Raw genomic sequence first — 26,224 nt, forward strand, 5'->3', positions numbered from 1 at the left:
TTATAGGGATAGACGACTATGAAAAAGCCCTCTCAGGATTGAAGGGCTTTTTTACTTTTCTTGCAGTAGTTATGGCTTTAGGTTTTGCATATAGCCTGTTGGTGTAACGCCAAACTCTTTTTTAAATGCCTTTGTAAAATACGATTGCGTTTGTATACCGATGCGGTACATCACTTCGGTCATTAATACATCTTCGTTTTTCATAATTTCAATAGCTTTTCTAAGCCTTGCTGATCGCACAAATTCACCGATAGATTGTCCGGTAATGGATTTTATTTTTTGATAAAGTTTGGTTCTGCTCATGCCGATTTCTTTACAGAGGTAATCGATATCCATTTCAGGGTTAATCATTTCTGCATCGATGATGGCCAGTAATTTGGTTAAAAAGGCTTTATCCTTTTCTGAGTGTGCCAGTGCTTTAGGTTCGGTATCTTTATGCTTTAAGTAATGATCTTTCAGTTTTTGCCTTTGCTCAAAAATATTTTTAATGGTTAAGCCGAGCAGGTTAATATTTATAGGTTTGGTAAAATACAAATCTGCCCCTGATTCGGCTCCTTCTATTTCGGCCTCTACGCTGTTTTTAGCGGTAAGCATTAAAAAGGGGATGTGGCTGGTTTCAATATCATCTTTAACCAAACGGCAAAATTCCGTTCCGTTCATGCCGGGCATCATCACATCGCTGATAATTAAATCGGGTAGTTCTTTTCGGGCCTGCTCAAGGCCGGTATGGCCGTCAACAGCTTCGATAACCTGATAAGCTGGACTTAAAGTATCTTTTAAAAAGGTTCTGAGTTCTTCGTTATCATCTACAATCAGAATGCGGGTTTCGTTAGCCGTGCTAGTTGTTGGTGTATTTTGAACCAGTATTTCGCTTTCTGAGCCGTAGCTGATACTTTCTAACCGTGTGCCGCCCGCTTCTGTTTGTGGGCTAAATTGCTCTGCCAGGCTGTAGTCTTCCTGTTTGTAAGGGATACCAATAATGATTTCCGTTCCTTTATTCCGCTCGCTCGATACCTGTATTAATCCCTTATGCAAAAGGGTTAGGCTCTTTACAAAAGCAAGTCCCACGCCTGAGCCCAAATGCGTTTCTGTAATGCGGTAATAACGTTCAAACAAGTGCTGGATAGATTCTTTTGAAATGCCGATACCACTATCAATTACACGAAGGTAAATGTAGGTCTTTGCTTCATAATCGCTTTTTACAATCAGCTGGTGCTCAAAAGCCGATTGTAAACGGGTTGTATCTGTAAAAATCTCGAGCTTTAAATTACCTCCTGTTTGGGTGTATTTAAGCGAATTGTTGATCAGGTTAAGGATAATTTTTTCGATTACCTGCCTGTCGAACCAGATATCAGCCGGGAGGTTTTCCTTCTCTACAGTAAAACGGATTGATTTTTCTGCTGCCATGTCCGAAAATTCTTCAGCCACTTCATCAATAAACAGGTTTAGGTTCCCATTTACCACATTTAGTTTTAACGCACCGGAAGCAGTTTTTCTAAAATCCATCAATTCATTAATCAGCCTTAACAAACGGTTGGCATTCCGGTGTATGGTCTGGTAATAGTTTTGGAAATTTTCCTGGGTATCTTCTTTTAGTAAACGCTCAATAGGCCCAAGTATTAACGAAAGCGGCGTGCGGAACTCATGCGAAATATTGGTGAAAAACTGAAGCTGTGTCTGGTGCATTTCTTCCCTTTTTTCTTCCTCGATTTTCCTGATCTCCAGCCTGCGTTTAAAGCTGAGTGCTGCATAAATGAGGTAAAGGGTAGTGGCTATAACCAATAACCTAAACCACCAGGTGCCCCAAAAAGGAGGCGAAATTACAATCTTTACTGATGTGCCTGTATTGTTCCAAACATTATCATTGTTAGCAGCTTTTACGCTAAAGGTATAAGTGCCCGGATCAAGGTTGGTGTAAAATGCCTGTTGGGCATGCCCGATATCGATCCAGTTATCATCTTCACCTTCTAATTTATAGGCATAATTGTTATTCTCGTTAGCTACATAATTTAAGGCAGCAAAACGGAAAGATATTGTAGCCTGATCGTAATCGAGATAGATTTCTTTGGTATAACTGATGTCGTTTTCGAGCACCGAACCACTTTCATGGGGTAAAATCAGTTGGTTAAAAATCCTGAATTCGGTAAGGTAAACCGGCGGAATGAATTTATTGGTTTTAATATCTTGGGGAAAAAAGGAGTTGAAACCTTTGGTTCCCCCAAAAAACATTTCACCGTTTCTGGCTTTTAAATAGGCATTGGTTTCAAATTCTAATCCCTGTAAGCCATCGCCGGTATTGTATTTTTTAAAACTATGATTTTGCGGGTTAAATTTGGTTAGCCCTTTTGCAGTCGAAATCCAGAAATTACCTTTTGTATCTTCGGTTATACCTTTTATAAATTCGGTAGTGAGGCCGGCCTTTGTGGTATACAGTTCAAATTTATTCTGGCTGTGGTTAAATAGATACAAACCCGCCTGACCAATCCATAGAACGCCTTTACTGTCAATAAAAATTACACGCAGATCGGGCCTTTTACCGCTGCCCATAAAATAATGGGTAAATACCTGTGTTTTCAGGTTGTAGCAGTTTAAACCACCATCATCGGTACCAATCCACAGGTTTTTGTATTGGTCTTCATTAATCGAAACCACATTGTTACCAATAAGCCGCGTGCCGTTATTGCCTTTTTCGATCCGCTTAAATTGCTGGCTTTGTGCATCAAAAAGGTTGAGGCCGCCATAGTATGTACCTACCCAAATATTTTTGTTGCTGTCTTCGAAGGTTTTCTGCACATAATCAGAGGAGATGGATGTTGGATTTGCGGGATTATGGTTAAAACGGGTAAACGTACCATCGCGGTGCATGAGGTTAAGACCACCTCCCCAGGTGCCCACTAATATTTGCCCGTTATGGCTTTCTGCTATATCGAGCACGGCATCAGCCCCAATGGTATTGGTGTTGAAAGGATTGTAACGGTAGTGCGAAAAGGTTTTATTAGTCCGGTTGTAAATGTCAAGACCGCCACCATCGGTGCCAACGTAAATATTACCACTCCGGTCTTCGAGAAAGGCCTTTACATCGTTATAGCTTAAACTGTTTTTGTTGTGCTCCTGCCTTACGAGATTAAATTTTTCTGCCTGCGGACTATAAAGATTTACACCCCCGCGATGTGTGCCAATCCACAAATTTTCCTGCCTGTCGACAAACAGGGCCGAAACCGTACGTTGCGATAAACTTGATGGGTTTCCGGGTTCGTTTTGGTAATGGGTAAAGGTTCCGGTTTTAGGATTTAAATGATCTAGGCCTCCATTTATTCCACCAATCCAGATATTGTCTTGCTTATCGAAGGCAATGGCCCTTACCAGATCACTACCCAGGCTGTTTTTGCTGGTTTCGAGGTGTTGGTAGCTTTTGACCGAATTATTGCCAGGGATATAGTGAATCAGACCACTTTCTTCGGTGGCCAGCCAGAAAGAGCCGTCTTTTGCTTTTCTTATCGCTCTGAAAGATTTGTTGCTTAATGCGCTTAAGGCATTGGCTAATCCTGTTTTAAGGTTTAATATACGGATCCCGGCATCGGTTGCCATCCAGATATTTCCATTGGTATCGCTATAAATATCGTTAATGTAATCTTCACGGCCGGTTTTAGCCGGTGCTTTAAAGGGATAACGGCTAAAAGTAAAACGATCTGCATGGAGCAGGTTTAATCCGCTGCCATAAGTGCCAACCAAAATGCCTTTGGCAGTTTCAGTAATAGATGTAACAGCGTTGTTGGTTAGGACATTTTGCTCTTTGGTGCGGTAAACTGTAAAGTTATCCTGTTGGGCATTAAATTTGTTTAATCCATCTGAGGTACCGATCCAAAGGGTATGGTTTTTATCTTCAAATATGCACCTGATAAAATTATCGCTTATGCTGTTGGCTTTTTTATCGTGTTTATAGACTTTAATCTGATTGCCATCGTACTTATTCAGTCCATCGCGTGTACCGAACCAGATAAAGCCCCTATGATCCTGAAAAATACATTCGATGGTGCTGTTCGATAAGCCATCTTCTATACTTACCTGTTTAAACCTTAATTGCTGGGCCTGCACATTTCCCAGAGATAGAATAAAAAGTAGGAGGAAAATGGTTCTAATTGGAGCAATCATTTGGTGTTTCGTCAGAAGGTTCTGATGGGGTAAATATAATTTATTTTTTACGAATCAGAATAGCAATGTCATTCCCAGCTGGCGTGAGAATCTCAATGTTTTGGCTAAAATTATATTTGCTTTAGGATTCCCGTTTTCACGGGAATGACGGATCGTGGCAGGGGGGGATGCTTGACAGATCGTGTTAGAAAGTATACTAGAGAATCACTCGTAGACAATCGTCATTCCCAGCTTGACTGGGAATCTTAACACTTTAGCTGGGTTGATACACCGCTTTAGAGATTCCCGTTTTCACGGGAATGACAGATCACGGCAAGGGGGGATGTTTGACGGATCGTGGCAGGGATCATACTTTAGCATCACTCGTAGACGATCGTCATTCCCAGTAAAAACCTGCTCCAATCCCTTAAAATGTATATAATATGTCTGTTAGCACAAAAGATATGAACAATAGCACAAAGCCAATTGAGGCATATCCTGTTCATTTGTCCTAATAATTCTAACCATAATATTCTATGCACATTTTTACATCTTTCTTCAATGGTAACAAGCGTATGTTGATGCTTTTACTTTTGATTTTTACCCACGGATATCTTTTTGCGCAGCAGGCTACCATTTCAGGTGTGGTGAAATCGGCTCCTGATAATCTGGGATTGCCCGGCGTGAGTGTTCGATTAAAGGGTACCAATATTGCCACCTCAACAGATGGAATGGGTAGTTTCAGTATCAAGATTCCCGCAAAAGCCGGAATTTTGGAATTTAGCTCAGTGGGTTACCAAACACGTGAGATTCCGGTATCGAAAACCACGATTTTAACGGTTACCTTAACCGAAGATGCAGCTACCTTAAATGATGTGGTTGTAGTAGGTTATGGAACAACCAGAAAGCAGGATCTGACCGGTTCGGTAGCAGTGGTGGGAGTAAAGGATTTCCAAAAAGGAAACATTACCACGCCTGAGCAGATGTTATCGGGTAAGGTTTCGGGGGTCGCCATTACTTCTAACAGCGGTCAGCCGGGCAGTGGTAGCACCATCCGTATTCGCGGTGGTTCTTCGCTTAATGCCAGTAACGATCCTTTGTTTGTAATTGATGGTGTTCCACTAGAAAATGGAGGGGTTTCGGGCGCATCAAACCCACTCAGTTTCATCAATCCGAATGATATTGAAACTTTTACCGTACTAAAGGATGCCTCGGCAGCGGCCATTTATGGTGCCAGGGCAGCAAATGGGGTAATCATCATTACTACTAAAAAGGGTTTGAGCGATGGACTAAAAGTGAGTTTCAATTCAGTTAATTCGATTTCGAAAATTGTTAAACAGCTGGATGTACTGAGTGCAGATCAAATCAGATCGATTGTAAATGCAAATGGTACTACGGCGCAAAAAGCCATGTTAGGCAGTTTTAATACAAACTGGCAGGACCTGATTTACCAGGATGGCATTTCGACTGATAATAACATCAGTATTAGCGGTGGAATAAAGAAATTGCCTTACCGTTTATCTATCGGCTACCAGAATCAGAGCGGTATTTTAAGAACTGATCAGCTGGAAAAAAAATCTGCTGCATTTATATTGAATCCACGCTTTTTTGATAACCATTTAAAAGTAGACCTGAACTTAAAGGGGAGTATGCAGAAAACCCGTTTCGCTAATACATCAGCTATTGGTGGAGCGGTGAATTTCGATCCTACACAGGCTACCTATACCAACCGTGCAGATTATAACGGTTACTGGGAGTGGCTCGATCCGACCAGCCCAACAGGTTTGGTTAACCTGGTAGGGCGTAACCCTGTTGGTCTTTTGGAACAACGCGAAGATCGCGCTAAACCTTTGCGCAGTATCGGTAATATCCAACTCGACTATCAGTTTCACTTTTTACCGGAACTGCATGCCAATTTTAATGCCGGTTACGATGTAGCATCGGGTAAGGGAACGGTATATGTAGATCCGAATGCGGCCGAATCTATTTTAAGCAAAGGGGTAAATAACCAGTACAAAACTAACCGGAGAAATACGGTGGTAGATTTTTACCTCAACTATATCAAAGAATTTAAATCGATCAAGAGCAGGATAGATGCAACAGCGGGTTATTCGTACAACGATTACTTAACTACCCAATATTTTTATCCGTCTTTTGATGCTTATGGCACTAAAGTACCCAATTCGGATCCTGCTTTTGCCACTAACAAACCGCAATACCGTTTAATTTCTTATTTCGGCCGGTTAAACTACAATTACGATGAACGCCTTTTATTAACGGCAACGGTTCGCCGTGATGGTTCATCCCGTTTCGGACCTGCTTATAAATACGGTGTTTTCCCATCTGTAGCTTTAGCCTGGACGGTTAAAAACGAATCGTTCTTAAAAGATATCAAAGCTATTTCGGCCATGAAACTGCGCGCCAGTTACGGTATAACCGGTCAGCAGGATGGGATTGATAATTATGGCTACTTATCTACCTATGGTTTAAGTACACTTAATGCACAATATCAATTTGGCAATAGCTTTTACCAGATGTACCGTCCGAGTGCCTACATTGCCAACATCAAATGGGAAGAAACGGCAACAGCAAACATTGGTTTGGATTTTGGCCTTTTCGATAACCGCATTACCGGTAGTTTGGATGTTTACCAGAAAAAAACAAGCGATTTGTTAAACCGGATTCCACAACCTGCCGGAACCAATTTTGCCGCTACGGCTGTAGTTAATGTGGGCGATATGAAAAATGAAGGGGTAGAGCTTACCTTGAATTTTAACCCGGTTAAAGCGAAAGATTTCGATTGGAATTTCAGCTTTAATGCTACTTATAACAAAAATACCATTACCAATTTAACCGTGGTGCCGAACGATCCGAATTATGCGGGCTTCCCGAGTGGTACCGTTGCAGGCGGTGTTGGTGGGCAAAATGCATTTATTAATGCTGTTGGCGGACCAAAAAATACATTTAACCTGTTCGAACAGGTTTACGATCAGGCAGGAAACCCGATTGAAGGGGTGTATGTAGATCAGAATGGTGATGGCATCATTAGTCCAGGCGATTTTAAGAAAGGTAAACAGGCCGATCCAAAAGTGTTTCTGGGTTTTAGCAATAACCTGAGCTATAAAAAATGGAACCTGTCTTTCACTTTACGGGCTAACCTGGGGAATTACGTGTACAATAACAACTTTAGTCAAAGTGGCAACCTTACACAGATTTTGGGCACTGCGGTTATTTTAAATGGCTCGCCCAATTATCTGACCACCAATTTTAAAGGCCAGCAATTGCTGAGTGATTATTACGTGCAGAATGCTTCTTTCCTGCGCATGGATAACCTGAACCTGGGTTATTCTTTTGGTCAGCTGTTTAAAAGTAAGGCCAATCTTCAACTTACTGGCAGTGTGCAAAATGTATTTGTGGTTACCAAATATAAAGGACTCGATCCAGAAGTGGCTTCCGGTGTAGATAATAACATCTATCCAAGGCCCCGTGTATTTTCTTTAGGCTTAAACCTTAATTACTAAACCATGAACTGCTTTAACAAAAAATATATGAAACCGCGTGTTTTACAACTCTTCATACTTGCCTGCACAGCTGTAATTTTTACCACATCGTGCAACAAATTAGATTTGGTACCCACCAACGATTTAACGGCAGATAAGGTTTATACCAGTGCCGCAGGTTACAAACAGGCTTTAGCCAAAGTGTATGGTGCTTTTGCGCTTACCGGAAATGCATCAGTAGGGCAGCCCGATATTCCTTCAGAAATTATTAAAGACGAAGGTAACTCAGATTTTTTACGCCTGTACTGGAATTTACAGGAATTAACCACCGATGAAGCGGTATGGTCGTGGAAAAATGATGCCGGTATTCAGGGCTTGCATGAATTAAGCTGGTCGTCAATCAACTCGATCATCAATGGCCTGTATTACCGTTCTTTCTTCCAGATCACCTTGTGCAATGATTTTATCAACCAATCTTCTGATGATAACCTGAGTAAAAGGGGAATAACAGGTGCTGATGCCGATCAGGTACGTAAATTCAGGGCTGAAGCGCGTTTTATCAGGGCTTACCAGTATGCTGTGCTGATGGATATTTATGGCAATCCGCCACTGGTAACCGAAACAACTGAAATTGGAGGAAAAGACCTGCCAAAGCAAATTCAGCGGAAAGATCTGTTTGTTTATGTAGAATCTGAATTAAAGGCCATAGAAAACGACCTTGCAGCACCCAAAGCCAATGAGTATGGCCGTGCAGATAGGGCTGCAGACTGGGCTTTGCTGAGCCGGATTTACCTGAATGCCGAGGTATATACCGGAACGGCGCGCTATACCGATGCCATTACCTATTGCAATAAAATTACTGCCGCAGGTTACACCCTTCATGGCAATTACCGCGAATTAACCATTGCGGATAACCACTTAAATACCGATGAAAATATTTTTACCATTAATTATGATGGTACCAGTACCCAGAACTATGGGGGTACAACTTATTTAATGCATGGTCCGGCAGGTGTGCCCGCTGATGTTTCAGGATCTAACGGTAACTGGGGTGGTTTACGCATTACCCAACAGTTTGTAAATCTATTTGCCGATAAATCAGGTAATACCGATACCAGGGCACAATTTTACATGTCGGGGCAAAATATGGAAGTAAATGATCTTTATACTTCTACCGATGGCTATTCGAGCACCAAATACCGGAACAAAACCCGTTCTGGCGGACCTGCACCACACCAGGATGTGGCTAAAGATTTTTCGGATATCGATTTTCCACTTTTCCGCCTGGGCGAAACCTATTTAACTTATGCCGAAGCTGTTTTACGCGGTGGATCGGGTGGTAGTTTAGCAACTGCGTTAGATTATGTAAACAAATTGCGTACGAGGGCATACAATGGCAGCACAGCCGGTAACATTACTTCGAGTGCCTTAACCACCGATTTTATTCTTGATGAACGTGGACGGGAGCTTTGGTATGAGGCGGCCAGAAGGACCGATTTGATCCGCTTTGGCAAATTTACTACCGCTGCCTACTTATGGGCCTGGAAAGGTGGGGTTAAAGCAGGTACGGCTGTAAACAGCAAGTATAACCTTTATCCATTGCCACCAACCGATCTTTCGGCCAATCCAAATTTACGTCAAAATACAGGTTATTAATTTTATATAGCATGAAAACGATATTTAAGCCATTTTCTATTATTTTTCTTTTCTGCAGCATTTTATCTGCCTGTAAAAAAGATGCGAGTACCAATGTGGTAACGCCTCCGGCTTCAGCTTCGCTGGCCTTTAAAAGCTCAGCAGGAGCGGTGGTTCTAACGGCTGCAAACGATGCCGAAAAGGTAATTACCTTTAGTTTTAAAGCTGCCAACTTCGGTGTAAGCATAACACCAACTTATTCTTTAGCTTTCGATCTGCCATCTGATACCAGTGGTGCCAATGCCTGGGGCAATGCCATAGAGGTAAAATTGCCGGCCGGAGCATTGGAAAAAGTTTATACAGGTGCCGATTTAAATGCATTGGCTGGTGTTCAGCTTAATTTACCTACAGGTGCGGTTAGCACTTTAGCGGTACGGTTAAAGGCCGAGGTTACACAAAATACCGGGGTTGCCTCGAGCATTAAACCCATCTACTCGACCATTACTTTTACCGTAAATCCTTACAAAGCAACTGTCGAATATCCTGCGTTGCTGATTAGGGGCGGCAATTCATGGAAAACGCCTGAAGTGCGTACCAATGGGTTGATTTTAACCTCATCGAAATTCAATTCGAAATATGAGGGATACCTGAACCTGCCAAATGCCGATGGATGGGGAGGTGACGGCTTTCAATTGGTATCCTCAAAAGAACCTGCAAAGGTTTATGGCTGGGGCACTTCGGCTACAACCATGAGCCTGGGCGGTGGCAATTTGTGGCTAACCCCTTCGCCAGCTTACATGAAAGTGAATGCCGATGTAGATGCTTTAACCATTTCTTACACGCCAGTTAAGTTTTTCATTTCTGGCGATGATAACGGATGGAGCACTTCATCAACCCCAATGGTGTACAATGCCGGTACCGGTAAATGGGTGGCGGCAAATGTAGCCTTAACTGCCGGAAAAACCTTCGTTTTTACCTGTAATGGTGGTTACGATATCAGTTACAAAGTAGATGCAAGCGGAGCTCTGGTTTATGCAGGCGCACCAACCTGGGGCGGTATCAATATTCCGGTAGCCAAAACAGGTGTATACACTGTTACTTTAGATTTAAGTGCAGGAGATGGAAATTATACCTATTCAGTAAAATAAAATGATTATGTTAACCATAAAAAATATAAAACGCATGAAATGTTTTGCACTAATTGCTTTGTTAATTACGGCCAATGTGAGCTGCAAAAAAAATGTTAAAGGTGAAACGCAGCTTTATCCTGCACCCGATCCGGTGGGTACTTATGCCAAAGGTGCCGATGTAAGCTGGATTACCGAAATGGAAGCTGCAGGTAAAAAGTTTTACAACAACGCCGGCGAACAGCAAGATATTTTTAAAATATTGAAAGATAAGGGGATGAATACCATCCGTTTACGGGTTTGGGTAAATCCTTCATCGGGTTATTGCAATACGGCAGATGTATTGGCTAAGGCTAAGCGCGCACAAGCTGCCAATATGCGTTTGCTGATCGATTTTCACTATAGCGATTCGTGGGCCGATCCTGGTCAGCAGAATAAGCCTGCCGCCTGGGCGAATCAGGATTTTGCTACCTTAAAAACTTCGGTATACAACCATACCGTAGAGGTATTAACGGTTTTAAAAAACAATAAAATTGTGCCGGAATGGGTACAGGTGGGCAACGAAACCAATAATGGCATGTTGTGGAATGACGGGAAAGCCTCAGTAAATATGAAAAACTTTGCCGATCTGGTACTATCCGGCTACAATGGCGTTAAAGCGGTTGATCCGACCACTAAGGTAGTGGTGCATATTTCCAATGGTTATGATAACGGCTTGTTCCGCTGGATTTTCGATGGATTGAAAAACAATGGAGCCAAATGGGATGTAATTGGTATGTCGATGTATCCTTCGGCAAGCGACTGGGCTGCAAAAAATACACAGTGTTTAGCCAACATGAATGATATGATTTCGCGTTACGGTTCAGAAATAATGATTTGCGAACTGGGGATGCCGGTTAGTGACGCTGCTGCCTGCAGGGATTTTATTAAAGATTTGATGGCGAAGAATAAGTCGTTGCCAAACAATAAAGGCCTTGGCGTTTTCTACTGGGAGCCACAATCTTACAACAGCTGGAAAGATTATAAGTTAGGCGCTTTTGATGATTCGGGCAAACCAACAGTTGCCATGGATGCCTTTTTACCCTAATATGCTGTTGGTATGATGTTGGTCCGGATTTGTAATCCGGACCAGTTAAATCCCGACTAATGAAGATCATCTATTTATTATAAGTAATCATTTCTATACATGTCCCTATTTAGAAAAATATTTTTTACCGTTTTAGCGCTTAACCTTTTTTACTTTAATGCTGTTGCCCAACGAACAGAAGTACTGTTAGATGAAGGCTGGAAGTTTTCGAAAGGGAGTTTTCCTGCCGCTATTGAACCTGGTTTTAACGATACACGCTGGGAAACCGTAACGGTACCGCACGATTGGGCCATTAGTGGTCCCTTTGATAAGGAAATTGATAAGCAGGTAACTGCCATTATGCAGAATAATGAAACCAAGGCCACCGAAAAAACCGGTAGAACCGGGGCTTTGCCCTATATTGGCGAAGGATGGTACCGGAAGAATCTGAATCTGCCTGTAATTCAATCCAATCAAAAAGTTTTATTGCAGCTTGATGGTGCCATGAGTGAACCCCGTGTTTACCTGAATGGGAAACTGGTAGGGCAGTGGAACTACGGTTACAACTACTTTTATATCGATATTACCAATGCGCTAAGGGCGAAGGATAATGTGCTGGCGATCCAATTGCAGAATAAACCTAAATCTTCGCGTTGGTATCCCGGGGCAGGTTTATACCGTAATGTGCATATCATTATTAAAGACAATAAAAGTATCGATCAATGGGGAATTACCATTACTACACCGCTTATAAAAAAAGAATTTGCCAAGGTTAACCTCAAAACCAGATTCACCGGCAAAGGATTAAAACTGGTGACAAGGATTTTAGACAGTTTAGGTCATCAGGTGGCGGTAGATACGGCAAAATCAATTTTTGGTAGCGAAGCAGATCAAAATATAGCGGTACAAAATCCACATCTGTGGAGCCCTGAAAATCCTTATCTCTACGCTGCCGTTTCAACCCTTTACGAAGGAAATATACCAAAAGATGTAGTGCGCACCCGTTTTGGGATCAGGGAAATAAAATACACTGCAGGTACGGGTTTTAGTCTGAACGGTCAGGTGCGCAAGTTTAAGGGGGTTTGCTTGCACCACGATCTAGGTCCATTGGGAACGGCGATTAATACAGCGGCGCTGAAAAGACAACTTACCATTTTAAAAGAGATGGGCTGCGATGCCATCAGAAGCGCGCACAACATGCCTTCGCCCGAGCAGCTGGAGCTTTGTGATGAAATGGGTTTTATGTTCCTGGCAGAAAGTTTTGATGAATGGGCAAAAGCCAAGGTCGAAAATGGCTATCACCTGTATTTCGATACCGATGCAGAAAAGGATGTCGTGAATCTTGTACAGGCCAATAAAAACCATCCCTGCATTGTGATGTGGAGTTCAGGAAATGAAGTGCCCGATCAGTTTGGCGCCGAGGGGGTAAAAAGAGCAAAATGGTTACAGGAAATCTTTCACCGCGAAGATCCAACTAGGCCGGTAACTGTTGGGATGGATCAGGTTAAGGCCACCATGCAATCGGGTTTCGGCGCATTGTTGGATATTCCGGGATTAAATTACCGCGTACATTTGTATGAGGAGGCCAATAAGGCTTTTCCGCAGGGTTTTATCCTTGGTTCAGAAACCGCTTCAACTGTAAGTTCGAGAGGCATATACAAATTCCCGGTAGAAAAAGGAGCAGATAAGCAATACCCTGATTTTCAGTCTTCTTCATACGATATGGAATACTGCAGCTGGTCTAACCTGCCTGATGATGATTTTGTGCTGCAGGACGATAAGCCATGGGTAATTGGCGAATTTGTTTGGACAGGTTTCGATTATCTCGGTGAGCCTACACCTTACGATACCAGCTGGCCATCAAGAAGCTCTTATTTCGGGATTTCTGACCTTGCGGGTTTACCTAAAGATCGCTATTATTTGTACAGGAGCCGCTGGAATAAAACCAAACCAACTTTACATTTATTGCCACATTGGAACTGGGAGGGTAGAACCGGGCAAACTACACCAGTTTTTGTGTACACCAGTTACGATAGCGCCGAATTATTCTTAAACGGTAAAAGTTTGGGCATTCGAAAAAAAGATAAATCGTCGCCTCAAAACCGTTACCGTTTAATGTGGATGGATGTTAAATACGAACCCGGTACTTTAAAAGTTGTGGCATTCGATAGCCAGGGCAAGCCAGTAGCCGAAGAACAGATTATCACAGCAGGCAAACCTGCTAAAATTGTGCTTAGTGCTGACCGGAAGGAAATTATGGCAGATGGTAAGGATTTATCTTTCGTAACCGTTTCGGTGGTAGATAAGGATGGAAATCCATGTCCTACGGCAACTGATCAGTTAAATTTTGAGGTAAGCGGTTCAGGTAAGTTTAGGGCCGTATGTAATGGCGATGCCACTTCGCTCGAATCGTTTGTAAAGCCTACCATGAAACTTTTTAGTGGTAAACTGGTGGTTGTAGTACAAGCTGATAAAAAAGCTGGGGAGATAAAACTGAAAGTAAGTGGTAAAGGTTTAAAATCGGCACAGGTTGAAATGCTGGCTAAATAATTTTAGCCCAGGTAGCATACTGGCTTTTTTGAATAATAATTACTAAACCAAAAGTTTAACCGGCCATTTGTGTTAAATACCGCTAAAACTGAAAGTTTTAAAAGGCTGCAGCATTTTGCTGTGGCCTTTTAAATTTCCCTTCAATTGTAAAAATAAACATACCACACAATTTCTGCTGCATTATAGGGTTTAATGGTAAAGGTTTTTATGCAAAAAGTTGAATGTATAGGTACTGTTACAATTCACCACCATTCAGATAATTTTTTAAATTAGCATATATTAACAAACCTGATCAGCTTATGGAAAAACTTAAAGAAGAAACCAAAATCAAAGCTTTCTTAAGCAAGATAAAAACAGAGTGGCCTGGAATAGTGGAGCGCTTTGAGTTTAAAACAAAAAGTGTAATCTACGTACATTTAAAAGAGGGCGTATCCAGTATCGATTTTCTGGGTAAACTTTCGAGGCAGGTTGAACGTTTTGTCGATTTTACCATGCCAATTATCCTTTATCACATCGAAAGTGATGGTATGAATTTAAGATCACATCCAATTAACTGGTATTCATCTATTGCACAAAGAAATAGTCAATAAAGTGGTTTTTGTGCCTGCTTAAAGCATATTTAACGGTCAAAGTGTAAAGTTAAACGGAATAGTTGTAAAACTTTTTTTCCATTATTGTCAAATTTATTTGCCTGTAATTTTGGTTTTTGGGTTTTAATCCTATTTTTGGGTCTTTAAATTTAAAAACATCCAGTATAATGAAAAACGGAACAGTAAAATTTTTTAACTCAGAAAAAGGCTTCGGCTTTATTAAAGAAGAAGGCGGAACTGAGATTTTTGTGCATGCATCAGGCCTGATTGACGAAATCAGAGAAAATGATACAGTTGAATACGATGTTCAAGAAGGCAAAAAAGGCCTTAATGCAGTGAAAGTAAGAGTTGTTTAATTCTTCCCCTAAAAAGATTTTGAGCAGGATTTAGTCCTGCTTTTTTTATGCCTTATTTTTGGGTTTTGACTTCTTCCTGCCCAATTAAACGGAAATTAAACCTACAATAATATCGTTCAGAAAATGAACAGCGTTCGTTGAAAAAATTTCAGGCTCATTTCTAGTGAATTACCTTTTTTAACACTTTAGCGAAGCTTTTACATAGTTGTTTTCTGGATTGGATTTTTATTTTTGTTATTGTCGATACAGTCGGCCGGAACCAGAAAACTACTTATTTTTGCAACTTTCTATTTTTTCAGTATCTACGCCCGCTACACACAATAAACGTCTGGATGAAGGCACTTTTATGGCAGCAGCACAGTTTGTAATGGCACTTAACTTTGCCGCTGAATTTGAACTGCTAAGCCTTTCGGCCATGAATGTGCAGGCGACCGCTAAAAAGGGTGGATTGGTATTTGTGCGAAATGGAAAACTGAAAATGCATCCCGAAATTTACGATCACCTTTCGCTCATTTCCATTTCTTCTATTTGTGCTTCGAGCGTATATGTTCATGGACTTGATAAGATTTCAACAGAAATTATACACCTGCCATACAGCGATGGTTTGTTGGATGTGAAAGGAGCAGAAGAAGATTATATGTCGTTTAAGCGCTTATGTAGTCCCATTTGCAGATTCTTCTTGCTTCATCCTAAGAAAGTGCAGTGGTCGGCAATTCTGGCTGCATTCAGGTTCTTTTTAATGGATGGTGTTTGGGAAGTAGTTGGCTTTGTAGCTAAGGCCATTCATCAGGCCGATGCTGATGTGTGCTCGTGTGCACAACTTTTAGATGAAATGCAAAAACAGGATTGGTATCCCGGTTTTGCTGCAAACCTCCAAAATTTTCACCAATCCAGATATCCGTTAAGCAAGCAGGGTTTAACTGCTGAACTTCCTGAGATGGCTTAAAACGGATCTACTTCAGATAATTTTCGAGCATTTCAACAATAGGACCATCAATAGTCCTGTTGCCCATATTATTTAGCTTTTGCTGAGAAGAATTGTGTTTTTCGATGTATGTAGCTTCGGTTTTGTTGAATTTTAGATAACCTTGCTCAAAATAGCGCTCCTCAATTTCCGATGAAGAATCGAGCGAACGGAACCATAATTTGATCAATGAACCTGTCATTTTATCAAAGTACAGCCAGTGGTAAGTTGTTTCTGCATCTGCATTTGGAGGTAAATCAAGACGTTGTATTTCCAGTATAATTGTTTCTGAATTTTGGAAGAAGTATAAAACCCTGTATTTAGCCGACATGCGGCAAAAATAAGACATAATTTTTGATCAGAAAAGGGAATTATGTTGTTTAGATTGAATTAAGATTAATACGTTAATTGTATAAAAATACAGATCGCCTGGTAATCAGGCGGGTACTTCTAGCAAATCGTCATTCCCGAGCAAACGGGAATCTTAAAGCGAGTGAGGGATGTATCCAAAGCATTAGGATTCCCAGTCAAGCTGGGAATGACGGATTTTCTTTAGACAATCTTTTCTAGCCTAATGTTTTTCGCCTTTAATTACTTTGAACAAATGAAATACATGCGGAAATAAAGCATCCATACTTTCTTCTACACCGTTTTTTGATCCCGGAAAGGTAAGGACAAGCGTTTGGCCAATAAAACCGGCTACTCCACGCGAAAGCATGGCGTAAGGCATGCGTTCCTGTCCATAATGGCGGGCAGTTTCCATAATGCCTGCTATGGGCCGGTCAATTAAAGGTAAAATGGCATCAGGGGTTACATCTCGCGGCGATAGACCAGTACCTCCGGTAAAGATCAACAGCTGGAAACCTGCATTGCTCAGTTCAGTAGCTTTATCGCCAATGGCTTTAACTTCATCAGGCACGATTTCGTATTTTATAGTATCGATACCAAATTGCTCCAGGCGGGCCATAATGGTTTTGCCAGAGCCATCTTGCGCTTTATTTTCGTAAACAGAATCAGAGCAAACCACAACTGCTGCCTTGATTTCAGGGAACCGTGCATTTTTAAGGTCGGTTTTACCCCCCGATTTTTTAAGCAATTTAATATTGGCTATTTCTACACCTTTATCAATCGGTTTCAGCATGTCGTACATGGTCAATGCTGCAACAGAAGCACCGTGCATGGCCTCCACTTCTACACCGGTTTTGTAAACGGTATGCACTTCAACGGTTATGATTACCTCCAAATTAACGATTTCGTAAGTAATTGCGGTATATTCTACCGGGAGCGGATGGCAATCGGGAATAACATCACTGGTTTTTTTAACGCCAAACAGCCCTGCTGCGCGAGCAAATTCGAACACATCACCCTTGGGTATTTTACGCTGTTCAATGGCATCAATCGTTTCCTGTTTCGATACTTTTACCGTTGCGGTAGCAATGGCAATCCTTAAGCTGTTCGATTTTTTTGTGATGTTAACCATATTAAATATTTTCTTTCCACTGGTGGGTTGTGTCTTCAAAAATTTCTTTTCCCCAAACCGGTAATTCGGCTTTTAAACGTTCTACCATTTCGCTACAGGCATCTATAGCCGGTTTGCGGTGGGCAGAAGAAGTAAACACAAATAAGCAGATTTCACCTGCCTCAATGGTGCCTAAACTGTGGTAAACGTGCATGCAGCTAAGCGGATACTTTTCAAAAATAGCTTCCCTGATTTCGTGCATTTTTTCGAGTGCAAGGGGTTCGTAGGTGGTATATTCGATTGCAGCAACCTTTTTACCTCCAATTTCATCTTTTCGCACCTGACCCATAAAAATGCTGTGGCCACCAATACCTGTTTTGCTACTGTGTTTGGCAATGCTATCGGCAATAAAGGCAGGTTCAATCTTTCCCTGTACAAATATGTTTTTGATCTTCTTGTCGCTCATGTTAAGGCCTCATAAAATAGTCTCTCGATTTAACAATTCCACCTTTTAAGCTGTATATTTTCTTGCTGTTGCCAAATTTTTCCTGTAATGTTTCGGCAGCAGCAACACTTCTGATTCCATGCTGACAAATTAAAACGACATGTTTTTGCGAAAATCCTTTGGTAATAAAAGCATTCAATTCAGACATAGGAACCTGTGTGAAAACCTGTTTATCCAATACCGGTACCTCGTGTTTTTCGCGTACATCGATGAGTATCACCGATTCTTGCTCCCTGAGTTTGCTTAGTGCAATTGTATCTATCTCTTCGTATCCGTGGGGCGCTTCGCAGGTATCCTGATATTCCATATTTAAAAATTCAGCAACAGATTTGGGCAGCACATAATCACTGCTCTGGCTAATGTTGATGATATATTGCTGGTGTGTAAGTAAGTTGTAGTTTAATATTTTATTGCGCAAAGGCTCGCCGGTTTTGGTAATCAGTTTAATGGTTTCGGCTGCTGCCATAGTACCAATTATACCAGGTAAAACACCCAGTACGCCGTTTTCTGCACAATTTGGAATTTCGCCTTTATCGGGCGGCACCGGAAAAATGTCGCGGTAATTGGTGCTTCCTGCCAAATTATCGGCTGCGTTAAATATGGCCAGCTGACCTTCAAAGCCCGAAACGGCTGCAAATATTAAAGGTTTGCTGAGTATGGCACAGGCATCGTTAATTAAATACCTCGATTCAAAATTATCGGTACCGTCTAAAATATAGTCGTAGCGGGATAAAATATCAAGGATATTGCCTTTTTGCAGCCGGATAGGGTGGGTAACGATCCCAATCTGGGGATTCATTTCCTGTAATCTTTTTGCAGCAACCTCTGTTTTTAATTTACCGATATCGGGCGTCGTAAATAGAATCTGACGGTGCAGGTTAGATAAAGAAACGGTATCATCATCAACAATACCCAAATGGCCTACACCAGCTGCTGCGAGGTACTGCAACGCCGGGCAGCCCAATCCGCCAGCACCAATAACGAGCACTTTTGCCTTTAAAAGCTGCTGTTGCGCCGCTTCACCAAACCCTTTCAGGATAATTTGCCTGTTGTATCGTTCTGCACTCATTTTTTATCCTCCTGAAAAAGGCGGCATGATGGCCAATATATCGTTTTGTTCAATTGCGCTGTTTGCCTGTACCAGCTGGTTGTTTAAAGCAAATTTGTATTTGATAGCTTTCAGCTCCGGAAATAAAGTTTCCAGATGTATTTTTAAGTTATCGGTATCGGTAGTTTCAGCGATGTCAATTTTTTGATTACTGACAAATTCGGCAATTTTCCCAAAACTGATGATTTCAATTTCCATCCGGCTAATTTACCTGTAAGATCTCTATTTTGCTCAATCCTTTTACAAATTGTCTGCCAGTGGCAAAATCACTGGCTTTCACCTTACGCATGGGTGAAAAGGAGTTTATAAGCCGCCATGGCCAGTACGCAGGCCAGTACATTTTTCAATACCGTTTGCGGAAATTTTAAAGCCCCGAAATAGGCCCCGCAAATTCCTCCTGCAAAGGCAACGCCTACATAAGCCAGCATGTGACTGTTAAATTCAAATCCTTTAATTAACTGACCACCCAAACCTGAAACAGAGTTAACGAAAATAAAAGCAGCGCTAATGGCTGCGGTTTGTTTCTGATCTGTCCATTTTAGCAATAATAATATAGGTGAGAGGATAATGCCGCCGCCAATGCCAATCATGCCCGATAAGAGGCCAATAATGCCGCCAATGGCTAGCGATAACGGAATATTGGATGGTTTAAAGTCTTTGGGATCGGTGTTTTTAAAGAAGAAAAAACGAATTACAGGGATCAGTAACAATACGCCCAGTATCTTTTTATAGATGGAACTTTCGATTGCCATCATACCGCCGACAAAGGAAAGGGGGATGGACGCAAGGGCAAAAGGCCAAAAGGTTTTCCATTTAAAATGCCCGCCACGGTAAAACTGAATAAAAGAAGTGGAGGAAACAAAAAGGTTGAGTAATAAGGCTGTAGGTTTCATTACAGCGGGCGAAATGGCAAAAATAGCCATCAGGGCTAAATAGCCGCTTGCTCCGCCATGACCTACTGAGGCATATAAAAAGGCTACAATAAATAGTAAACAGTAAAACAGAATAAAGCTCTCTTGCATAGTTATTGGGGTAAAATGAGTACGGTTACAGTTTCTCCGGCTTCGAAATTTTCTTGTGTTTCGTTTAAGCAAATGAGGCAATTGGATTGGGCGAAGGAACTCAGCCGGTATGATTCCTGCGCACCGAGTGGGCTAACTTTTCCGTTTTCGTAGCTGCCTTTCAGGAAATGCGTAAGTCCGGCAGGTTTGTTATAGCCATGGCTAAGCACGGCCTGAACTTCGGTTACAGGATTGCTTTTTAGCGATAAAACCTTAATAGCTGGCAGTACATAATTATAATAGCAGCTTAGTACAGAAGATGGATTGCCGGGTAAACCAAATACCAGTTTTTGGTTATATGTACCAAAGTATAACGGTTTGCCTGGTTTCTGTTTAACTTTATGGAAAATCTGCTTTACCCCACAACGGTTAGCCGCTTCAATCACGAAATCATAATCACCTACACTCACTCCACCGGTTAAGAGCACTAAATCATGTTTATCTAATGCTGTTTGCAGCACGTTTTGCAGGATGTTCAGGTCATCATCGGCCTCGTAAACTGTAATGCTGATTATACCCTCTGCTTTTAAGGCAGCCGACAACGAATAGGAATTAGATTCGTATACCTGACCAAAGGCCAATGCTTCACCAGATTTTTGTAACTCCCTGCCAGTTACAATTAGGGCTACCTTTGGTGAAGGAAATACGCTTACTTCGGTAATGCCGATACCTGCTAAAAAACCAACTGCAGCCGGACTCAGCAAATCTCCTTTTTCCATAGCCAGTGCACCTGCGGTAATTTCAGAGCCTATGCCGCGTACGTTTGAGCCTGATTTTAAGTTGGTATCCTGCAAGGTGATTTTATTACCTGTACGGATAATTTTCTCCTGCATCACCACGGTATCGGCTCCGTCAGGAAGTGGTGCACCGGTAAATATCCTGCTGGTTTCGCCCTCGCTAATGGTTAAGTGGGTTGAAGTACCCGCTGCCATTTCGCCAATCAACTGTAATTCTTTTTCATTGTCTGCAAATTTCATGGCATAACCATCCATTGATGATTGTCTGAAAGCGGGAATATCGAATCGTGCATAAATATTGGCCGCCAGTATAAGTCCCGAAGCCTGCCCAAGATCAATAACAACAGGGGCTAAGGGTGTAATATTTTCAGAAATAAGGTCTTTTGCTGCTTTAACGCTAATCATGAATGTTTTATCCTCCAATGGTAATCATACTCCGGTTTTGAATGGTGGTGGCATCAATTTTTTCAAAATCGGGTGCCAATTGTCCTCCAAGGGCTTTTTTCTTGCTCCAAATGGCTGCTTTAATGAGTGGGAGTATGGCTTCTTTTTTCCTGAGCGCCGTAAGCAAATCGGTTTCACTATCCGAAAAGAGACAGTTTTTTAACTTGCCATCAGCCGTTAGGCGCATGCGGTTGCAGGTATCGCAAAATGGGTTAGTCATGGTGCTGATCACGGCAAATGAGCCATCGTGACCGGGTATCATAAAGTTTTTGGCGGTATCGTGTGCTTCACCTTTTAGCGCAAGTACGGTAAAATCTTTTTCTATAATGGCTAAAATTTCGGCTAAAGAAAACATCTTGTTGCTGGTCCATCTGTTGCCGCTAAAGGGCATAAACTCAATAAACCGTACCTGGATGGGGTTATGTTTGGTCCAGCTGATAAAATCGGTAATTTCATTATCATTGAGGCCCTTCATCACCACCATGTTAATTTTGACCCTGATTTTGTGCTGCAAAAGCAATTCGATATTGCTACGTACCTTATGGAATACATCTCTCCGGGTAATGAGGAAAAATTTTTCGGGTTGCAGCGTATCGAGACTGATATTGATGGATTTAATGCCAGCTGCGATTAAAACCGGTAACATTTCGGCAATCCGGGTTCCGTTGGTGGTAATGGTCAGCTCAACGGGCAGTTTGCCAAGCGCGGTAATGATCTCTGCAGCATCTTTGCGTACCAGGGGTTCGCCACCGGTGAGCCTGATTTTTTTTACCCCATTGGCTACAAATATTTCAGCAAGTTGGATGATTTCGTCAGTTTGCATTAACCGCGAAGCAGGAGTAAAATCGTATTCTTCTTCGGGCATGCAATAAAAGCAGCGGAAATTGCAGTTATCAGTAAGTGATATCCGTAAATAATTGTGCACCCTACCAAAAGAATCTGTTATCATTTACCACGTGTGATTTGATGTAATCCTGTTCTTGTTGCACTTTAATTAGCAATATTGAACAGTTTTAAATCGGGTTTTCTGGTGAAATACGTTGGCTGATGCTAAAATATTCCGTTATTTAATGCTAATTTATGTATTATCTGTTAAAAGGTAATGAAAAATCAGTTAAAAGAACGCAGAAAATGACAATTCGTTGCGGTAAAAGCAGTTGTAAGCTTGTTAAAACGGATCGGAATGGAAAGCTTCGAGATGGGTACAGTTTAAACCAATGCTGTTAAACAGTTCGGTAATTTCTTTTGTCCAGTCTTTATTCGAATCTACCCGGAGAATCTTATCGTTATCCCACAAATCGATGTTCCATTTAATTTCTTTGAAGTAACGGTTCAACAGCGGACTAATTTTACTCAATTCACTATCGGTGAAGACATTTGTTTTGAAAACAGAGATCATAACGTAAGATTTTAGGTTTATTTTATGCTGTAGACGGATGACTTCAGGAATTACTTTAAATTTTTTGAAAATAATTAAGTTTTTTCTCAGCAGGAGGTTTATTAGGTTTTTCCCGCAGATTTAAGGAGATAATCGCAGATTTAATTTTAGTTTTTTCTGCGTGCATCTACGTTATCAGCGGGAGGCTTATTAGTTTTTCCTGCAGATTTAAGGAGATTTTATTATAGCTTGTGGAAGCCTAAAAACCTTCGTAAGAAATGACATTTAACAAGAAAATTAAAATATTTGTAAGGATTTAAGTTTTTCTCAGACTAAAGAATTAAGCATTACATTTATAATAGAAAACAATCCAAATGCAAAATGAAATAAGTAAAGATGTTGATCATAAGCGGTTTGTAGCCGAACCGCTTACCTGGGTAGTAAACTATGCCGACTATTTATACGCATTTGCGATGTCGCGGTTAAGGAATGAAGCGGTAGCCAAAGACCTGGTACAGGATACTTTTTTGGCTGCTTTGCAACGCTTGGATACTTTTGAAGGTAAAAGTCAGGAGAAAACATGGTTAACAGCAATCCTTAAAAACAAGATTGCCGATTTTTACCGTAAAAAATCTTCTGTGGCATTACGCGATTTAAAAATAAGCGATGCAGAAGGCGAACAGCACAATTTTTTTGACGCAGAAACAGGCCATTGGAATAAGGAACATAGCCCAGGGGCATTTGGATTGGAAGCAGAGGATCCGTTAATGATGAAAGAACTCCGTGCAATCTTAAACGATTGTATTGCCAAACTACCTGGGCTTTGGAGTGCTGTATTTTCGATGAAACATATGGATGACCTCGAGTCTGAATTGATCTGTACCGAGCTTAAACTTACTGCTGCCAATTTCTGGGTAATTATGCACCGTACAAAACTTAACCTGAGGGCCTGCCTTCAAAAAAACTGGAACTGATATGACCAATGCACTTAAAAATATAATATACAATTGTAATCAGGCTACTTTTTTGATTGAAAAAAAAATGGCCGGAAAAATTTCTGCCGCACAAACTTTACAATTGAAGGTTCATTTAGCAGGTTGTTCTGTTTGTAAGCTATATATGCAACAGAGTTTGCTAATTAACAGGTTATTTTCCAGCTTTTCTGCAGCTGATTTTAAACTTGATGAAGCTTTTAAAATAAGCCTGACTAAAAAAATAGAGAGAGAAATAAATAAAAATTAATTTTTGTTGTAAGGTATTCCATTATTCTTCGACAAAGGTTTAAAAACAATTAAAATATCAGTAAAACGCTAAAGCATTAAAAACATGAAAAGAATTATCCTATCCCTGGCGCTGGTTGGTACACTGTGTTTACAGGTAAAGGCACAAAAAGGGTTAGCAGTAGGCTCAAAAGCTCCTGTATTTACCGGAACAGACCAAAACGGCAAAGAAGTGAGCCTAAAAAATGCACTTAAAACGCATCGGGCTGTTGTATTGTTTTTCTACCGCGGACAATGGTGCCCATATTGTAATAAACACATTAAGGAACTTCAGGATTCACTGCAATTGCTTACCGCTAAGGATGCTTATGTAATTGGTGTTACCCCCGAAACAAAAGAAAACATTGATAAAACCATAAAAAAAACAAGTGCTGGGTTTTCTATCGTGCAGGATCAGGATGATAGTATTATGAAGGCTTATGGTGTAAACTTTATGATGGATGAAGCCACTTTTACAAAATATAAGGGTTATGGCATCAACCTGGAAACCAACAATGGCAATAACAGGCACACACTTCCGGTACCGGCAACTTATATAATCGATAAATCAGGAAAGATTAAATATATTCATTTTGATCCCGATTATAAGAAAAGAGCCTCTGTAAAGCTTTTGCTGAGCCAGCTTTAATTAATATTTAGTTTTTGAATGCTCTTATCAATCATCTTTTTATCGGCTTCGGTAACCGCTAAATCTGTCGCAGTTTTAAAATGCTTTAACGCCTTTTCGTTATCGATACCACTATACAGATTGCCCAGTAGCGAAAAATAAAGGTGGTTATCGTTGAGTTCCAGTTTTTCTGCTTCTGCTATTGCAGCGGTTTTTCCATTGGTTTTGGCCAAAGCAAAAGTACGGTTCATGGCTATAATGGGCGAATATTCGAGAATGAGCAGCTGGTTGTACAATTGCAAAATGTTTTCCCATTTTTCAGCACTGTCCGCTTTATGCGTGTGCCAGTAGGCTATAGCCGCCTCTAAATGGTATTTACTCAGCGTATTACCTGTTGAGGCCCGGTTGAGGTAATAAATGCCCTGATCAATTAACTCCCGGTTCCATAATTTTTCGTCTTGTTCCTCGTATAAAACAGGAGTGCCGTCAGCATCCGTACGGGCATCGAACCTGGAAGCATGGAAACACATGAGTGCAAATAAAGCATTAGCTGCCGGTAAATCGGTAATGGTATTGCTGATGAGCAGGTGATTTAACCGCATGGCCTCGGCACAAACATCTTTGCGTAGCGTAGCATCGTTTGATACGGAATAATAACCTTCTGAGAAAAGCAGATACAGCGTGGTGAGCACAGTTTCGAGTCTTTGGTTAATGGCTGTAACTTTGGGCTGTTCGATTTTGATACCCGCTTCTTTGAGCTTTTCTTTCGCCCGTTTTAATCTTTTGTAAATGGTATCCTTACCGGTCAAAAATCCATCGGCAATTTCCTGTACCCCAAAACCACACAGCAGGCTTAATGCCAGCGCAATCTGGGCTTCTTTCGAAATTTCCGGATCACAAATGGTAAACATCATGGCCAGCTGACTATCGTTGATGTTTTTGTCAGATAAATCGAGCTCGATTTCTGTTTCTTTTTCTGCTTCGATCTGGATTTGGTTAACCAACTTTTGTTCGAAAATAGCATGGTGCCGCAGGTAATTTTTGGTTTTGTTTTTAGCAACGGTATACAGCCAGGCAGTCGGATTTTCGGGGATGCCTTTCATGCTCCACGATTCGGTAGCGTTTAGAAAAGTGTCGCTCACAATATCTTCGGCAGTTTCGATATGTTCAATACCGAAGCGGTAACAGAGTACCGAAACGATTTTGCGGTACTCTGTTCTGAATAAATGTGGTATCAGTGCGCTTTCTTCCATTTACGGCTAAAGATAAGCTTTTTGGTTATGCAGTTGGGGTAACAGCCATTCTGATTTCGACATTACCACCTAATTTTAGAATCGGGCAACCTTTGGCAATTTCTGCTGCTTCATCATAGTCTTTGGCTCTGATTAACACCAAACCGCCAATAGATTCTTTAATTTCGGCATAAGGACCGTTTATTACATTTTTATCGGCATGCACTACGCGGCCTTCCAGATCCCAGCGTTGCAGGGGCCTAACCAGTTTATCTTGTGCAGCGATGCCACCAAACCAGTCTTGCCATTGTTTAATCGAATCCTGAAGCATCTCAGGTGAGGGCTGATCTTCGTGGGTAAAGGCCCTGCGGAAGATCAATAAAAATTCGTTCATCTTATTGCTTTTAAAGGTTAATTATCTTGTTTCGCGCAGAGGTCGGTGGGGACACCAACCTCTAAGACTAATACTTTTGAATGAAAGAAAAGATGTTATG

23 protein-coding genes are annotated in these 26,224 nt (G+C 41.3%); 11 read left to right on the forward strand and 12 right to left on the reverse strand.

What is annotated here, in order from left to right:
- Positions 1 to 69: 69 nt before the first annotated feature.
- A complete protein-coding gene (locus BLR37_RS21965; protein ID WP_090772415.1) occupies positions 70 to 4,152 on the reverse strand; it encodes a hybrid sensor histidine kinase/response regulator transcription factor in 4,083 nt (1,360 codons plus the stop codon).
- Positions 4,153 to 4,667: 515 nt separating this feature from the next.
- Here BLR37_RS21965 and BLR37_RS21970 point away from each other — a divergent pair.
- The 8 genes from BLR37_RS21970 to BLR37_RS22005 all read left to right on the forward strand — a co-directional run bounded on the left by BLR37_RS21970 (position 4,668) and on the right by BLR37_RS22005 (position 15,901).
- Complete coding sequence (locus tag BLR37_RS21970; RefSeq protein WP_090772417.1) at positions 4,668 to 7,652, forward strand: SusC/RagA family TonB-linked outer membrane protein; 2,985 nt, start codon at positions 4,668 to 4,670, stop codon at positions 7,650 to 7,652.
- A 27-nt stretch (positions 7,653 to 7,679) separates the two neighbouring features.
- A complete protein-coding gene (locus tag BLR37_RS21975; RefSeq protein ID WP_090772504.1) occupies positions 7,680 to 9,287 on the forward strand; it encodes a RagB/SusD family nutrient uptake outer membrane protein in 1,608 nt (535 codons plus the stop codon).
- A gap of 11 nt (positions 9,288 to 9,298) precedes the next feature.
- Positions 9,299 to 10,414 (forward strand): SusE domain-containing protein, encoded by a 1,116-nt coding sequence (locus tag BLR37_RS21980; RefSeq protein ID WP_090772419.1) that lies wholly within the window; start codon positions 9,299 to 9,301, stop codon positions 10,412 to 10,414.
- Between the two features lie 7 nt (positions 10,415 to 10,421).
- Positions 10,422 to 11,480, forward strand: coding sequence for a glycoside hydrolase family 53 protein (locus tag BLR37_RS21985; protein ID WP_244154731.1), 1,059 nt, complete (start codon positions 10,422 to 10,424; stop codon positions 11,478 to 11,480).
- 99 nt (positions 11,481 to 11,579) lie between these two features.
- Positions 11,580 to 14,009: a DUF4982 domain-containing protein gene (locus BLR37_RS21990; RefSeq protein ID WP_090772421.1), complete on the forward strand. Its 2,430-nt coding sequence runs from the start codon at positions 11,580 to 11,582 to the stop codon at positions 14,007 to 14,009.
- Positions 14,010 to 14,308: 299 nt separating this feature from the next.
- Positions 14,309 to 14,599 (forward strand): hypothetical protein, encoded by a 291-nt coding sequence (locus BLR37_RS21995; RefSeq protein WP_090772423.1) that lies wholly within the window; start codon positions 14,309 to 14,311, stop codon positions 14,597 to 14,599.
- A 167-nt stretch (positions 14,600 to 14,766) separates the two neighbouring features.
- Entirely contained in the window at positions 14,767 to 14,955 is a 189-nt protein-coding gene (locus BLR37_RS22000; RefSeq protein WP_039478673.1) for a cold-shock protein, read from the forward strand.
- A gap of 277 nt (positions 14,956 to 15,232) precedes the next feature.
- A complete protein-coding gene (locus BLR37_RS22005) occupies positions 15,233 to 15,901 on the forward strand; it encodes a hypothetical protein (protein WP_090772425.1) in 669 nt (222 codons plus the stop codon).
- Between the two features lie 7 nt (positions 15,902 to 15,908).
- Here the strand turns inward: BLR37_RS22005 and BLR37_RS22010 are convergent, their stop codons facing one another.
- The 9 genes from BLR37_RS22010 to BLR37_RS22050 form a co-directional block, all read right to left on the reverse strand.
- Positions 15,909 to 16,268: a hypothetical protein gene (locus BLR37_RS22010; RefSeq protein WP_143009647.1), complete on the reverse strand. Its 360-nt coding sequence runs from the start codon at positions 16,266 to 16,268 to the stop codon at positions 15,909 to 15,911.
- A 222-nt stretch (positions 16,269 to 16,490) separates the two neighbouring features.
- Positions 16,491 to 17,399 (reverse strand): bifunctional molybdenum cofactor biosynthesis protein MoaC/MoaB, encoded by a 909-nt coding sequence (gene moaCB / locus BLR37_RS22015; protein ID WP_090772428.1) that lies wholly within the window; start codon positions 17,397 to 17,399, stop codon positions 16,491 to 16,493.
- Between the two features lies 1 nt (position 17,400).
- Positions 17,401 to 17,844, reverse strand: a complete 444-nt coding sequence (locus BLR37_RS22020; RefSeq protein ID WP_090772430.1) for a molybdenum cofactor biosynthesis protein MoaE — start codon at positions 17,842 to 17,844, stop codon at positions 17,401 to 17,403.
- A 1-nt stretch (position 17,845) separates the two neighbouring features.
- Complete coding sequence (locus tag BLR37_RS22025) at positions 17,846 to 18,952, reverse strand: ThiF family adenylyltransferase (protein ID WP_090772432.1); 1,107 nt, start codon at positions 18,950 to 18,952, stop codon at positions 17,846 to 17,848.
- 3 nt (positions 18,953 to 18,955) lie between these two features.
- Positions 18,956 to 19,189: a MoaD/ThiS family protein gene (locus tag BLR37_RS22030; protein ID WP_090772433.1), complete on the reverse strand. Its 234-nt coding sequence runs from the start codon at positions 19,187 to 19,189 to the stop codon at positions 18,956 to 18,958.
- 83 nt (positions 19,190 to 19,272) lie between these two features.
- Positions 19,273 to 20,013: a sulfite exporter TauE/SafE family protein gene (locus BLR37_RS22035; RefSeq protein ID WP_090772435.1), complete on the reverse strand. Its 741-nt coding sequence runs from the start codon at positions 20,011 to 20,013 to the stop codon at positions 19,273 to 19,275.
- Positions 20,014 to 20,015: 2 nt separating this feature from the next.
- Positions 20,016 to 21,194, reverse strand: a complete 1,179-nt coding sequence (locus tag BLR37_RS22040) for a molybdopterin molybdotransferase MoeA (RefSeq protein WP_090772437.1) — start codon at positions 21,192 to 21,194, stop codon at positions 20,016 to 20,018.
- Between the two features lie 7 nt (positions 21,195 to 21,201).
- Positions 21,202 to 22,182, reverse strand: coding sequence for a GTP 3',8-cyclase MoaA (gene moaA, locus BLR37_RS22045; protein ID WP_090772439.1), 981 nt, complete (start codon positions 22,180 to 22,182; stop codon positions 21,202 to 21,204).
- Positions 22,183 to 22,401: 219 nt separating this feature from the next.
- Positions 22,402 to 22,632 (reverse strand): hypothetical protein, encoded by a 231-nt coding sequence (locus BLR37_RS22050; protein WP_039478548.1) that lies wholly within the window; start codon positions 22,630 to 22,632, stop codon positions 22,402 to 22,404.
- Between the two features lie 353 nt (positions 22,633 to 22,985).
- Between BLR37_RS22050 and BLR37_RS22055 the strand changes: the two genes are divergently transcribed.
- The 3 genes from BLR37_RS22055 to BLR37_RS22065 all read left to right on the forward strand — a co-directional run bounded on the left by BLR37_RS22055 (position 22,986) and on the right by BLR37_RS22065 (position 24,519).
- Complete coding sequence (locus BLR37_RS22055; protein ID WP_090772441.1) at positions 22,986 to 23,585, forward strand: sigma-70 family RNA polymerase sigma factor; 600 nt, start codon at positions 22,986 to 22,988, stop codon at positions 23,583 to 23,585.
- A gap of 1 nt (position 23,586) precedes the next feature.
- Complete coding sequence (locus tag BLR37_RS22060) at positions 23,587 to 23,853, forward strand: hypothetical protein (protein WP_090772443.1); 267 nt, start codon at positions 23,587 to 23,589, stop codon at positions 23,851 to 23,853.
- Positions 23,854 to 23,937: 84 nt separating this feature from the next.
- Entirely contained in the window at positions 23,938 to 24,519 is a 582-nt protein-coding gene (locus BLR37_RS22065; RefSeq protein WP_090772446.1) for a peroxiredoxin-like family protein, read from the forward strand.
- On the opposite strand, the gene BLR37_RS22070 is transcribed toward BLR37_RS22065, so the two are convergent.
- A complete protein-coding gene (locus tag BLR37_RS22070) occupies positions 24,516 to 25,751 on the reverse strand; it encodes an RNA polymerase sigma factor (protein ID WP_090772448.1) in 1,236 nt (411 codons plus the stop codon). The two genes, BLR37_RS22065 and BLR37_RS22070, sit on opposite strands and share 4 nt — an antisense overlap.
- A gap of 25 nt (positions 25,752 to 25,776) precedes the next feature.
- A complete protein-coding gene (locus BLR37_RS22075) occupies positions 25,777 to 26,124 on the reverse strand; it encodes a YciI family protein (protein WP_039478540.1) in 348 nt (115 codons plus the stop codon).
- Positions 26,125 to 26,224: the final 100 nt, after the last annotated feature.

Origin of the sequence: Pedobacter soli (assembly GCF_900101435.1) — a bacterium.
Classification (GTDB): domain Bacteria; phylum Bacteroidota; class Bacteroidia; order Sphingobacteriales; family Sphingobacteriaceae; genus Pedobacter; species Pedobacter soli.

Bases quoted from the DNA above. Each gene is read 5' to 3' on its own strand.
- BLR37_RS21965 (WP_090772415.1), bottom strand. From the start codon at position 4,152: ATGATTGCTCCAATTAGAACCATTTTCCTCCTACTTTTTATTCTATCT.
- BLR37_RS21970 (WP_090772417.1), top strand. From the start codon at position 4,668: ATGCACATTTTTACATCTTTCTTCAATGGTAACAAGCGTATGTTGATG.
- BLR37_RS21975 (WP_090772504.1), top strand. From the start codon at position 7,680: ATGAAACCGCGTGTTTTACAACTCTTCATACTTGCCTGCACAGCTGTA.
- BLR37_RS21980 (WP_090772419.1), top strand. From the start codon at position 9,299: ATGAAAACGATATTTAAGCCATTTTCTATTATTTTTCTTTTCTGCAGC.
- BLR37_RS21985 (WP_244154731.1), top strand. From the start codon at position 10,422: ATGTTAACCATAAAAAATATAAAACGCATGAAATGTTTTGCACTAATT.
- BLR37_RS21990 (WP_090772421.1), top strand. From the start codon at position 11,580: ATGTCCCTATTTAGAAAAATATTTTTTACCGTTTTAGCGCTTAACCTT.
- BLR37_RS21995 (WP_090772423.1), top strand. From the start codon at position 14,309: ATGGAAAAACTTAAAGAAGAAACCAAAATCAAAGCTTTCTTAAGCAAG.
- BLR37_RS22000 (WP_039478673.1), top strand. From the start codon at position 14,767: ATGAAAAACGGAACAGTAAAATTTTTTAACTCAGAAAAAGGCTTCGGC.
- BLR37_RS22010 (WP_143009647.1), bottom strand. From the start codon at position 16,268: ATGTCTTATTTTTGCCGCATGTCGGCTAAATACAGGGTTTTATACTTC.
- moaCB (WP_090772428.1), bottom strand. From the start codon at position 17,399: ATGGTTAACATCACAAAAAAATCGAACAGCTTAAGGATTGCCATTGCT.
- BLR37_RS22020 (WP_090772430.1), bottom strand. From the start codon at position 17,844: ATGAGCGACAAGAAGATCAAAAACATATTTGTACAGGGAAAGATTGAA.
- BLR37_RS22025 (WP_090772432.1), bottom strand. From the start codon at position 18,952: ATGAGTGCAGAACGATACAACAGGCAAATTATCCTGAAAGGGTTTGGT.
- BLR37_RS22030 (WP_090772433.1), bottom strand. From the start codon at position 19,189: ATGGAAATTGAAATCATCAGTTTTGGGAAAATTGCCGAATTTGTCAGT.
- BLR37_RS22035 (WP_090772435.1), bottom strand. From the start codon at position 20,013: ATGCAAGAGAGCTTTATTCTGTTTTACTGTTTACTATTTATTGTAGCC.
- BLR37_RS22040 (WP_090772437.1), bottom strand. From the start codon at position 21,194: ATGATTAGCGTTAAAGCAGCAAAAGACCTTATTTCTGAAAATATTACA.
- moaA (WP_090772439.1), bottom strand. From the start codon at position 22,182: ATGATAACAGATTCTTTTGGTAGGGTGCACAATTATTTACGGATATCA.
- BLR37_RS22050 (WP_039478548.1), bottom strand. From the start codon at position 22,632: ATGATCTCTGTTTTCAAAACAAATGTCTTCACCGATAGTGAATTGAGT.
- BLR37_RS22055 (WP_090772441.1), top strand. From the start codon at position 22,986: ATGCAAAATGAAATAAGTAAAGATGTTGATCATAAGCGGTTTGTAGCC.
- BLR37_RS22060 (WP_090772443.1), top strand. From the start codon at position 23,587: ATGACCAATGCACTTAAAAATATAATATACAATTGTAATCAGGCTACT.
- BLR37_RS22065 (WP_090772446.1), top strand. From the start codon at position 23,938: ATGAAAAGAATTATCCTATCCCTGGCGCTGGTTGGTACACTGTGTTTA.
- BLR37_RS22070 (WP_090772448.1), bottom strand. From the start codon at position 25,751: ATGGAAGAAAGCGCACTGATACCACATTTATTCAGAACAGAGTACCGC.
- BLR37_RS22075 (WP_039478540.1), bottom strand. From the start codon at position 26,124: ATGAACGAATTTTTATTGATCTTCCGCAGGGCCTTTACCCACGAAGAT.